We start from the raw sequence: 11,722 nt of genomic DNA, 5'->3' as shown, positions 1-11,722 counted from the left end.
CCCTTCGGCATGCGTGCCCGGGAGGGCGGGGGAGCGGGGCGTCAGCCGCCGAACTCCTCCAGGCCCTTCAGCGCCTGGTCCAGAAGCGCCTGACGGCCCTCCAGCTCACGCGCCAGCTTGTCGGCCCTGGAGTTGTTGCCCTGGGCGCGGGCCTGCTCGATCTGCGCCTCCAGCTTGTCCACGGCGGCCTGGAGCTGCCCGGTCAGACCCGCCGCACGCGCGCGTGCCTCCGGGTTCGTCCGGCGCCACTCGGCCTCCTCGGCCTCCTGGATGGCCCGCTCGACCGCGTGCATCCGGCCCTCGACCTTGGGACGCGCGTCCCGCGGGACGTGACCGATGGCCTCCCAGCGCTCGTTGACCGAGCGGAAAGCGGCCCGGGCGCCCTTGAGGTCCGTCACCGGGAGGATCTTCTCGGCCTCCTCGGCCAGCTCCTCCTTCAGCTTCAGGTTCTCCGTCTGCTCCGCGTCCCGCTCGGCGAACACCGAGCTGCGCGCGGCGAAGAACACGTCCTGGGCGCCGCGGAAGCGGTTCCACAGGTCGTCCTCGTGCTCGCGCTGGGCGCGGCCGGCCGCCTTCCAGTCCGCCATCAGCTCGCGGTAGCGCGCGGCCGTCGGACCCCAGTCCATCGAGCCCGACAGCGCCTCGGCCTCGGCGACCAGCCGCTCCTTGACCTTGCGGGCGTCCTCGCGCTGCGCGTCCAGCTGCGCGAAGTGCGCCTTGCGGCGCTTGGAGAACGCCGACCGGGCGTGCGAGAACCGGTGCCACAGCTCGTCGTCGGACTTGCGGTCCAGACGCGGCAGGCCCTTCCAGGTGTCCACCAACGCCCGCAGCCGCTCACCGGCCACCCGCCACTGGTCGGACTGCGCCAGCTGCTCCGCCTCGACGACCAGGTCCTCCTTGGCCTTGCGGGCCTCGTCGGACTGCTTGGCCCGCTGGACCTTGCGCTCCTCGCGCCGGGTCTCGACCGTCTCCACGAGCTTGCCCAGACGGGTCCGCAGCGCGGCCAGGTCACCGACCGCGTGGTGCGCGTCCACCTGCTCGCGCAGGTGGTCGATGGCGGTCTGGGCGTCCTTCGCCGACAGATCGGTCGTCTGCACGCGCTTCTCGAGGAGGCCGATCTCGACAACCAGGCCCTCGTACTTGCGTTCGAAGTAGGCAAGCGCCTCCTCGGGGGAGCCTGCCGCCCACGAACCGACGACCTGCTCGCCATCGGCCGTACGCACGTACACGGTCCCCGTCTCGTCGACGCGGCCCCACGGGTCGCTGCTCACAGCGCCTCCTCCACATGATGCCTGCGAGGTGCCTCCCGGCCCTCGGGCATCGTCCACAGTTTCGTCACGGCCAACATAGGCGACCAGCGGGTTACCTGTCCGCATCCAGCGCGACCGAAAATTGCGTGACCGGTCGTGCCGGGCGGCAGGCAGCCGCCGTCCGCGCTCCGGAACGTCAGGACTTCGTGACCGTCGCCTTGTCGATCACGACTGTCGCGTTCGGGGCGCCGTCGCCCCCACCCGTGTTCTCGCCCGCTGCGGCGATCTTGCCCAGCACCTTCAGACCCGCCGCGTCCATCGTGCCGAACGGCGCGTAGTTGGGCGGCAGCGGGCTGTCCTTGTACACGAGGAAGAACTGGCTGCCGCCGGTGTTCGGGCCGGCGTTGGCCATCGCCACCGTGCCGGTCGGGTACGTGTTCCCCTTCAGGCTCTTGTCCTTCAGGTTCTCGTCCGGGAGCTTGTAGCCCGGGTCGCCGCTGCCGGTGGCCGTCGGGTCACCGCACTGCAGCACGTAGATGTTGTTCGTCGTCAGGCGGTGGCACTTGGTGTGGTCGAAGTAGCCCTTGCCCGCCAGGAAGTCGAACGAGTTCACGGTGTGCGGGGCCGCCGCCGGCTTCATCGCGACGTCGATCTCGCCGCACGTCGTGGCGAGCTTCATCGTGTACTTCGCCGACGTGTCGATCGACATCGCCGGCTCCTTCTTCCAGCTCAGCTTCTTCACCGAGCCCGCGGCCGGCTTGTGGCACGGGTCCGGCGCCTTGCTCGCCGACGACGCGCTCGGCGTCACGTCGGCGCTCGCGTTCGCCTTCTTGTCGTCGCCCTTCAGCACCCCGGTCGTGTACAGCGCGAGGCTGCCGATCACGACCACGCCGAGGACCGACGCGATCACGGAGTTGCGCATCCGTGCCTTGCGCCGCGCGCTGGTGCGCCGCTGCTGCTGCCGCAAGAACTTCTCCCGGGCGAGCTGACGCCGCCGCTGCTCCTGGCTGACCACCGGGTTCTCTCCTCATGCCTGTCGTGTGTCGACCGGTACGCGTGCGTCCTGTTTGCCGACAGCCGCTTGTAGCCCCGTACCGTATATGGGTTCGCTGAGGAAACGGCAGCGCCGGTAGGCTCTGGACCACGGGCGCCCGCCCGCAAGCCCTCCCGTATCGACACAACAGAGGACGATCGTGCTCATTGCCGGGTTCCCAGCCGGTGCCTGGGGGACGAATTGTTACGTCGTCGCCCCCGCCGCCGGTGAGGAGTGCGTGATCATCGACCCGGGCCACCAGGCGGCCCAGGGAGTCGAGGACATGCTGAAGAAGCATCGGCTCAAGCCCGCCGCGGTCGTCCTCACCCATGGCCACATCGACCACGTGGCCTCGGTCGTCCCCGTGTGCGGCGCGCACGGCGTACCGGCCTGGATCCACCCCGAGGACCGCTACATGATGAGCGATCCCGAGAAGGCGCTCGGCAGGTCCATCGGCATGCCGCTGATGGGCGAGCTGACCGTGGGGGAGCCGGACGACGTCAGGGAGCTGAGCGACGGCGCGCGGCTCTCGCTCGCCGGGCTGGAGTTCTCCGTCGCGCACGCCCCGGGCCATACCAAGGGGTCGGTGACCTTCCAGATGCCCGAGAACACCGACATCCCGTCGGTCTTCTTCTCCGGGGATCTGCTGTTCGCCGGCTCCGTCGGACGCACCGACCTGCCGGGCGGATCCATGGAGGACATGCTCGGGTCGCTGGCACGTGTGTGCCTGCCGCTCGACGACTCCACCGTGGTCCTGTCCGGCCACGGTCCCCAGACGACCATCGGCCAGGAGCGCGCCACCAACCCCTATCTGCGGCAGGTGGCGGCCGGCCAGGGAGCCCCCGAGGCTCCCCGACGAGGAATGTGACGAGAGAGCTTTTTCCGTGAGCACCTTCAAGGCCCCCAAGGGCACCTACGACCTGATCCCGCCGGCCTCCGCCACGTACCTCGCGGTGCGCGAGGCGATCGCCGCCCCGCTGCGCAACTCCGGGTACGGCTACATCGAGACCCCCGGCTTCGAGAACGTCGAACTCTTCGCGCGCGGTGTCGGCGAGTCCACCGACATCGTCACCAAGGAGATGTACGCCTTCGAGACCAAGGGCGGCGACAGGCTCGCCCTGCGCCCCGAGGGCACCGCCTCCGTCCTGCGCGCGGCGCTGGAGGCCAACCTGCACAAGGCGGGCAACCTCCCCGTCAAGCTCTGGTACTCCGGCTCGTACTACCGCTACGAGCGCCCCCAGAAGGGCCGCTACCGCCACTTCTCCCAGGTCGGTGCCGAGGCGATCGGCGCGGAGGACCCGGCGCTGGACGCCGAGCTGATCATCCTGGCCGACCAGGCGTACCGCTCGCTGGGCCTCAGGAACTTCCGCATCCTGCTCAACAGCCTGGGCGACAAGGAGTGCCGTCCGGTGTACCGGGCCGCGCTGCAGGACTTCCTGCGCGGCCTGGACCTGGACGAGGACACCCGCCGCCGCGTCGACATCAACCCCCTCAGGGTCCTCGACGACAAGCGCGAGTCGGTCCAGCAGCAGCTGACCGGCGCGCCGCTGCTGCGCGACTACCTGTGCGACGCCTGCAAGGCCTACCACGAGGAGGTCCGCGACCTGATCACCACGGCGGGCGTCGCCTTCGAGGACGACGCCAAGCTGGTCCGCGGCCTCGACTACTACACCCGCACCACCTTCGAGTTCGTGCACGACGGCCTGGGTTCCCAGTCCGCGGTGGGCGGCGGCGGCCGCTACGACGGCCTGTCCGAGATGATCGGCGGCCCCGCGCTCCCGTCGGTCGGCTGGGCCCTCGGTGTCGACCGCACGGTCCTCGCCCTGGAGGCCGAGGGTGTGGAACTGGACATCCCGTCCGCGACCAGTGTCTTCGCCGTCCCGCTCGGCGAGGAGGCCCGCCGCGTCCTGTTCGCCAAGGTCACCGAGGTGCGCAAGGCCGGCATCGCGGCGGACTTCTCCTACGGCGGCAAGGGCCTGAAGGCGGCGATGAAGGCCGCCAACCGGTCCGGCGCGCGTTTCGCGCTCGTCGCCGGCGAGCGCGACCTCGCCGAGGGCGTCGTCCAGCTCAAGGACATGGAGTCCGGTGAGCAGACGGCGGTCGGCGTGGACGAGATCGTCACGGAGCTGAAGTCCCGGCTCGGCTAGGGTCTTTCTTCCGGATCAGGCCGGCTCCGGTCTGCGGTGCCTTCTGGCCTACCCGAGCGGGGTCTGGTGCGTGCAGCTGCAAGGCGGAGGAGGGAGTCGACGCGGCGCGATGGGGGTCCCTCCCTGCTCGAGCGAAGCCGAGAGCTTGGGGGAGAGTGACGACAACGCCGCAGATGTGCGTGCCAGACGCCGCGACCCCGGCAAGATCCGGAAGAGAGGCCCTAGTACGGCCCATGGCCCGTACGGAAGGGCGCCGGTGCTCCCGGCGCCCTTTTCCATGTCCTGGCGGACCGTCAACTCCGAGGGCGCCGGTTAACTCGTCCCGGCGATTTCCGAACGGTCCGGGCCCACCGCGCGTACCTCCTTGTGTCCATCGAACGGCGGACACACAGGCCGGTGCGGCACAATGGCCACTGCCCGAAGAAGGTCCCCTCTCCAGCAGACGGAATCGGCGTGATGAGCAAGACGACAGTCAAAGACGTCTCCACCGAGCCCGGGCCCGAGCACGGGGCCGCCGGGACGCGTGCCGTGGGCGGGAGCCGGGCCTTCGCGCTGCTCCTGATGATCACCGGCGCCGCCGGACTGCTCGCCGCGTGGGTCATCACGATCGACAAGTTCAAACTGCTCGAGGCCAAGGTCGCGGGCACGACCTTCACCCCCGGGTGCAGCCTCAACCCGGTCGTGTCCTGCGGCAGCGTCATGGAGAGCAAGCAGGCCGCCGCGTTCGGCTTCCCGAACCCGATGCTCGGCCTGGTCTGCTACGGCATCGTCGTCTGCGTCGGCGTGAGCCTGCTGGCCCGGGCCCGCTTCCCGCGCTGGTACTGGCTGACCTTCAACTTCGGCACGCTGTTCGGAGTGGGATTCTGCACATGGCTGCAGTTCCAGTCCCTGTACCGGATCAACGCGCTGTGCCTGTGGTGCTCGCTGGCCTGGGTCGCCACGATCGTCATGTTCTGGTACGTGACGTCGTTCAACGTCCGCAACGACTTCCTGCCGGCCCCGCGCCCGCTGAAGTCCTTCTTCGGCGAGTTCACGTGGGTCCTGCCGGTCCTGCACGTCGGCATCATCGGCATGCTGATCCTCACCCGCTGGTGGGACTTCTGGACCAGCTGACGGCCGCCGGCGAACCGGTGGACGCTCTGACGAACGGTCCGGCGGACGGCTGAAGCACGGCAGACGGACAGATGACGGGCGGCGGACGGACGGCCCCGCGCGGACAGCCCCGCAGGCGGCCGGTCCCAATTGTCAGTGCCGTGTCTTAGGGTTTTCAGCGTGGAAGCCGACCTGTTCACCGCCGCCGCCGAAGAGCGCCAGGAAAAGGACCCGACCAGCAGCCCCCTGGCCGTCCGGATGCGTCCGCGCACCCTCGACGAGGTCGTGGGCCAGCAGCACCTGCTGAAGCCGGGCTCACCCTTGCGCAGACTCGTCGACGAGGGCAGCGGCGGCCCGGCCGGCCCGTCCTCGGTGGTGCTGTGGGGGCCGCCCGGCACCGGCAAGACCACCCTCGCGCACGTGGTGTCCAAGGCGACCGACCGTCGCTTCGTCGAGCTGTCCGCGATCAGCGCCGGCGTCAAGGAGGTCCGTGCCGTCATCGACGGCGCGCGCCGCGCCGCCGGCGGCTTCGGCAAGGAGACCGTCCTTTTCCTCGACGAGATCCACCGCTTCAGCAAGGCACAGCAGGACTCCCTGCTCCCGGCCGTCGAGAACCGCTGGGTGACCCTGATCGCCGCGACCACCGAGAACCCGTACTTCTCGGTGATCTCCCCGCTGCTCTCCCGCTCGCTGCTGCTCACCCTGGAACCGCTCGGCGAGGAGGACCTGCGCGGCCTGCTGCGCCGCACCCTCGACGACGAGCGCGGCCTCGGCGGCGCCCTCACCCTCCCCGAGGACGCCGAGGAGCACCTGCTCAGGATCGCCGGAGGCGACGCGCGCCGGGCCCTGACCGCCCTGGAGGCAGCCGCCGGCGCGGCCCTCGACAAGAGCGAGACGGAGATCAGCCTCCAGACCCTGGAGGAGACGGTCGACCGCGCCGCCGTGAAGTACGACCGCGACGGTGACCAGCACTACGACGTGGCGAGCGCGCTGATCAAGTCCATCCGCGGCTCCGACGTGGACGCGGCACTGCACTACCTGGCCCGGATGATCGAGGCCGGCGAGGACCCCCGCTTCATCGCCCGGCGCCTGATCATCTCCGCCAGCGAGGACATCGGCGTCGCCGACCCGAACGCGCTGCCCATAGCCGTCGCCGCCGCCCAGGCCGTCGCGCTGATCGGCTTCCCGGAGGCGGCGCTCACCCTCAGCCACGCCACCATCGCCCTCGCCCTCGCCCCCAAGTCCAACTCGGCGACCACCGCGATCCGCGAAGCGATGGGGGACGTACGCAAGGGCCACGCCGGACCCGTGCCACCCCACCTGCGCGACGGGCACTACAAGAGCGCCAAGAAGCTCGGCCACGCGCAGGGGTACGTCTACCCGCACAACCAGCCGAACGCCATCGCCGCCCAGCAGTACGCCCCGGACGCCCTCAAGGACCGCGAGTACTACACCCCCACCCGTAACGGCGCAGAGGCCCGTTACGCGGACGCCGTGGAGTGGACCAGGAAGCACCTCGGTCGCAAGCGGTCCTGAGCGACCTGTAGACTGCTCCGAAGTGCTGAGTCCCGTGTCCGGCCCCTTCCCGAAGGGATCGGCTCACCAGAGCGGGACATCCAGCCGGAGTACCGGACCGTGAGGACCGGGATCTCCAGGAGCGTCGCGCACCGTCGAACGGTGTCGCGGGCAGCCCACCACCACCCGGAATCCCGGGACCGGCCGGTGGGCCACTCGCGTGCTGCACGTATGTGCCCAGACCAGGGAGCGGCTGCCCACCAGGTCCGGCAACGGACCCGGAGGGTTATTTCCCCGGCTGCGGATGCGACCTCCTCTAACCCTGGTGAAGCCGTATTCGCACAGATAAAACGAGGTGTTTGGTTCATGGCGAACCAGTCCCGCCCCAAGGTCAAGAAGTCGCGTGCCCTCGGCATCGCGCTGACCCCGAAGGCCGTCAAGTACTTCGAGGCCCGCCCCTACCCGCCGGGCGAGCACGGCCGCGGCCGCAAGCAGAACTCGGACTACAAGGTCCGTCTGCTCGAGAAGCAGCGTCTGCGCGCGCAGTACGACGTGTCCGAGCGTCAGCTCGTCCGCGCCTACGAGCGTGCCTCCAAGGTCCAGGGCAAGACCGGTGAGGCCCTGATCATCGAGCTCGAGCGCCGTCTCGACGCGCTGGTCCTGCGTTCGGGCATCGCCCGCACGATCTACCAGGCCCGCCAGATGGTCGTCCACGGCCACATCCAGGTCAACGGCCAGAAGGTCGACAAGCCGTCCTTCCGTGTCCGTCCGGACGACGTCGTGCAGGTCCGCGACCGCTCCAAGGACAAGACGCTGTTCCAGGTCGCCCGCGAGGGTGGCTTCGCCGCCGACGGTGAGACCCCGCGCTACCTGCAGGTGAACCTCAAGGCCCTGGCGTTCCGCCTGGACCGCGAGCCGAACCGCAAGGAGATCCCGGTGATCTGCGACGAGCAGCTCGTCGTCGAGTACTACGCCCGCTGATCCCAGCCCCGGCGCAGCACTTCAGCCCGCCGTCTCCCCGCCCTTTCGGGCGGGCGAGGCGGCGGGTTCGCGTTTCCCCGGACCGGGCCGCCGGCCACGCACGGAACAGGCCGCGGATCCCGCACCGCCGCGGACGGTAATCCGGTGCGGAGCCCCGCCACCGGCGCGATAGGCTCGGAGCACGACTTTCAATGCTCAGGCACGTTTCAGGGAGCGGGTGCGCACAGTGTCCGGTGGAGAGGTGGCCGGGATTCTGGTGGCCGTCTTCTGGGCGATCCTGGTCTCCTTCCTCGCCGTCGCTCTGGCGAGGCTGGCCCAGACGCTCAAGGCGACCACCAAACTCGTGGCGGATGTGACCGACCAGGCCGTCCCCTTGCTCGCGGACGCGTCCACGGCCGTGCGGTCGGCGCAGACCCAGATCGACCGCGTCGACGCGATCGCCTCCGACGTCCAGGAGGTCACGTCGAACGCCTCCGCGCTCTCGTCCACCGTCGCCTCCACCTTCGGCGGACCGCTGGTGAAGGTCGCGGCCTTCGGCTACGGCGTGCGCCAGGCCCTCGGCGGCCGCAAAGAGGACACGCCCGCGAAGGCGCCGAGGCGTACGGTGATCGTGGGCCGGACGGTTCCGTCCGCCCGACGGGGCAAGCGGAACAACCGCGGAAAGAGGGACTAGGTCAGGGATGTTCCGCCGTACGTTCTGGTTCACCACGGGCGTCGCAGCCGGTGTGTGGGCCACCACCAAGGTCAACCGCAAGTTGAAGCAGCTGACTCCCGAGAACCTCGCCGCGAGCGCGGCCAACAAGGCTCTGGAGACCGGTCAGCGCCTGAAGGACCGGGCGGTCGGCTTCGCGCTCGACGTCCGCGACAACATGGCGCAGCGGGAGGCCGAGCTGGAGGACGCCCTGGGCATCCAGAACAGCCCCGAGCTTCCCGAGCCCCGGCGGTTCACCGCCATCGAGAACAACCGCAGCAACCCGAAGTACATCGAGAACACGACGTACTCGTACAACCGGAATGAGGACCACTGATGGAGTCGGCCGAGATTCGCCGCCGCTGGCTGAGCTTCTTCGAGGAGCGCGGGCACACCGTCGTCCCTTCGGCGTCGCTCATCGCGGACGACCCGACTCTGCTCCTCGTCCCGGCCGGCATGGTTCCCTTCAAGCCCTACTTCCTGGGTGAGGTCAAGCCCCCCTTCCCGCGCGCCACCAGCGTGCAGAAGTGTGTGCGCACGCCCGACATCGAAGAGGTCGGCAAGACCACCCGCCACGGCACGTTCTTCCAGATGTGCGGCAACTTCTCCTTCGGCGACTACTTCAAGGAAGGCGCCATCAAGTTCGCCTGGGAGCTGCTCACCAGCCCCCAGGACAAGGGCGGTTACGGCCTCGACCCCGAGCGCCTGTGGATCACCGTCTACAAGGACGACGACGAGGCCGAGCGCATCTGGCACGAGGTCGTCGGCGTGCCCAAGGAGCGCATCCAGCGCCTGGGCATGAAGGACAACTACTGGTCCATGGGCGTTCCCGGCCCCTGCGGCCCCTGCTCCGAGATCAACTACGACCGCGGCCCCGAGTTCGGCGTCGAGGGCGGCCCGGCCGTCAACGACGAGCGGTACGTCGAGATCTGGAACCTCGTCTTCATGCAGTACGAGCGGGGCGAGGGCATCGGCAAGGACAACTTCGAGATCCTCGGGGACCTGCCGAGCCAGAACATCGACACGGGCCTCGGCCTCGAGCGCCTCGCCATGATTCTGCAGGGCGTGCAGAACATGTACGAGATCGACACCTCGATGGCCGTCATCAAGAAGGCCACCGAGCTGACCGGCGTCGAGTACGGCGCCGCCCACGGCTCTGACGTCTCGCTGCGCGTGGTCACCGACCACATGCGCACCTCCGTGATGCTCATCGGCGACGGTGTCACCCCGGGCAACGAGGGCCGCGGCTACGTGCTGCGCCGCATCATGCGCCGCGCCATCCGCAACATGCGCCTGCTCGGCGCCACCGGACCGGTCGTCAAGGACCTGGTCGACACCGTGATCGCGATGATGGGCCAGCAGTACCCCGAGCTCATCACCGACCGCGAGCGCATCGAGAAGGTCGCCGTCGCCGAGGAGAACGCCTTCCTCAAGACGCTGAAGGCCGGCACCAACATCCTCGACACCGCCGTCACCGAGACCAAGCAGTCCGGTGGCACGGTCCTCGCCGGTGAGAAGGCGTTCCTGCTCCACGACACCTGGGGCTTCCCGATCGACCTCACCCTGGAGATGGCCGCCGAGCAGGGCCTCGCCGTGGACGAGGACGGCTTCCGTCGCCTGATGAAGGAGCAGCGGGAGCGCGCCAAGGCCGACGCCCAGGCCAAGAAGACCGGCCACGCCGACATGGGTGCCTACCGCGAGATCGCCGACAAGGCCGGCGCCACCGACTTCATCGGCTACACGGACACCGAGGGCGAGACCACGATCGTCGGCATCCTCGTCGACGGCGTGTCCTCGCCGGCCGCCACCGAGGGCGACGAGGTCGAGATCGTCCTCGACCGCACCCCGTTCTACGCCGAGGGCGGCGGCCAGATCGGCGACACCGGCCGTATCAAGGTCGACACCGGTGCCGTCATCGAGATCCGCGACACCCAGAAGCCGGTCCCGGGCGTGTACGTGCACAAGGGCGTCGTCCAGTTCGGCGAGGTGACCGTCGGTGCCAAGGCCGACGCCTCGGTCGACCGGCTGCGCCGCAAGGCCATCGCCCGCGCCCACTCGGCCACGCACCTGACCCACCAGGCCCTGCGCGATGCCCTCGGCCCGACGGCCGCCCAGGCCGGTTCCGAGAACCAGCCCGGCCGCTTCCGCTTCGACTTCGGCTCGCCGTCCGCCGTTCCGACGGCCGTGATGACCGACGTCGAGCAGCGCATCAACGAGGTGCTCTCGCACGACCTCGACGTGCACGCCGAGGTCATGGGCATCGACGAGGCCAAGAAGCAGGGCGCCATCGCCGAGTTCGGCGAGAAGTACGGCGAGCGCGTGCGCGTCGTGACCATCGGCGACTTTTCCAAGGAGCTGTGCGGCGGCACGCACGTGCACAACACCGCCCAGCTGGGCCTGGTGAAGCTGCTCGGCGAGTCCTCCATCGGCTCCGGTGTGCGCCGTATCGAGGCCCTCGTCGGCGTCGACGCCTACAACTTCCTCGCCCGCGAGCACACGGTCGTCAACCAGCTCACCGAGCTGCTCAAGGGCCGCTCGGAGGAGCTGCCGGAGAAGGTCTCCACGATGCTCGGCAAGCTGAAGGACGCCGAGAAGGAGATCGACAGGTTCCGCGCCGAGAAGGTGCTCCAGGCCGCCGCCGGCCTCGCCGAGTCCGCCAAGGACGTCCGCGGTGTGGCCCTGGTCACCGGTCAGGTCCCGGACGGCACGACCCCCGACGACCTGCGCAAGCTGGTCCTCGACGTGCGCGGCCGCATCCAGGGCGGCCGGGCCGCCGTGGTGGCCCTGTTCACGGTGAACAACGGCAAGCCGCTCACGGTCATCGCCACCAACGACGCCGCCCGTGAGCGCGGCCTCAAGGCCGGCGACCTGGTCCGCACCGCCGCCAAGACCCTCGGCGGCGGCGGTGGCGGCAAGCCGGACGTCGCCCAGGGCGGAGGCCAGAACCCGGCTGCCGTCGGTGAGGCCGTCGAAGCCGTCGAACGTCTCGTCACCGAGACCGCCAAGTAAGAAA

The 11,722-nt window shown here is 69.6% G+C and carries 10 protein-coding genes; 8 read left to right on the top strand and 2 right to left on the bottom strand.

The window, feature by feature from the left end; translation table 11 throughout:
• Positions 1-41: 41 nt before the first annotated feature.
• The gene (locus tag OIB37_RS07335; RefSeq protein WP_330456714.1) at positions 42-1,271 is read right to left on the bottom strand and encodes a DUF349 domain-containing protein; all 1,230 of its coding nucleotides are present in this window, start codon (positions 1,269-1,271) and stop codon (positions 42-44) included.
• Positions 1,272-1,446: 175 nt separating this feature from the next.
• Entirely contained in the window at positions 1,447-2,265 is an 819-nt protein-coding gene (locus tag OIB37_RS07330) for a peptidylprolyl isomerase (protein ID WP_330456713.1), read from the bottom strand.
• A 178-nt stretch (positions 2,266-2,443) separates the two neighbouring features.
• Between OIB37_RS07330 and OIB37_RS07325 the strand changes: the two genes are divergently transcribed.
• From OIB37_RS07325 to alaS, 8 genes are all read left to right on the top strand, one after another.
• Complete coding sequence (locus OIB37_RS07325) at positions 2,444-3,151, top strand: MBL fold metallo-hydrolase (RefSeq protein WP_330456712.1); 708 nt, start codon at positions 2,444-2,446, stop codon at positions 3,149-3,151.
• Between the two features lie 16 nt (positions 3,152-3,167).
• Entirely contained in the window at positions 3,168-4,430 is a 1,263-nt protein-coding gene (gene hisS, locus OIB37_RS07320) for a histidine--tRNA ligase (RefSeq protein WP_330456711.1), read from the top strand.
• A gap of 456 nt (positions 4,431-4,886) precedes the next feature.
• Positions 4,887-5,543, top strand: a complete 657-nt coding sequence (locus OIB37_RS07315) for a vitamin K epoxide reductase family protein (RefSeq protein ID WP_330456710.1) — start codon at positions 4,887-4,889, stop codon at positions 5,541-5,543.
• A 159-nt stretch (positions 5,544-5,702) separates the two neighbouring features.
• Entirely contained in the window at positions 5,703-7,058 is a 1,356-nt protein-coding gene (locus tag OIB37_RS07310) for a replication-associated recombination protein A (protein WP_330456709.1), read from the top strand.
• A 345-nt stretch (positions 7,059-7,403) separates the two neighbouring features.
• Positions 7,404-8,018 carry a 30S ribosomal protein S4 gene (rpsD, locus tag OIB37_RS07305; protein WP_135788065.1) on the top strand — a complete coding sequence of 205 codons (615 nt, stop codon included), beginning with the start codon at positions 7,404-7,406 and terminating at the stop codon, positions 8,016-8,018.
• 226 nt (positions 8,019-8,244) lie between these two features.
• Positions 8,245-8,691, top strand: a complete 447-nt coding sequence (locus OIB37_RS07300; protein ID WP_330461785.1) for a DUF948 domain-containing protein — start codon at positions 8,245-8,247, stop codon at positions 8,689-8,691.
• A 7-nt stretch (positions 8,692-8,698) separates the two neighbouring features.
• A complete protein-coding gene (locus tag OIB37_RS07295; protein ID WP_330456708.1) occupies positions 8,699-9,046 on the top strand; it encodes a hypothetical protein in 348 nt (115 codons plus the stop codon).
• Positions 9,046-11,718 (top strand): alanine--tRNA ligase, encoded by a 2,673-nt coding sequence (gene alaS, locus OIB37_RS07290; protein ID WP_330456707.1) that lies wholly within the window; start codon positions 9,046-9,048, stop codon positions 11,716-11,718. Before OIB37_RS07295 ends, alaS begins: the two co-directional genes overlap by 1 nt.
• The last annotated feature ends 4 nt before the right edge of the window (positions 11,719-11,722 follow it).

It is taken from the genome of Streptomyces sp. NBC_00820 (assembly GCF_036347055.1).
Classification (GTDB): Bacteria; Actinomycetota; Actinomycetes; order Streptomycetales; family Streptomycetaceae; genus Streptomyces.
Note: the sequence above shows the minus strand (reverse complement) of the source record. Positions and strands in the feature narration are given on the sequence as shown.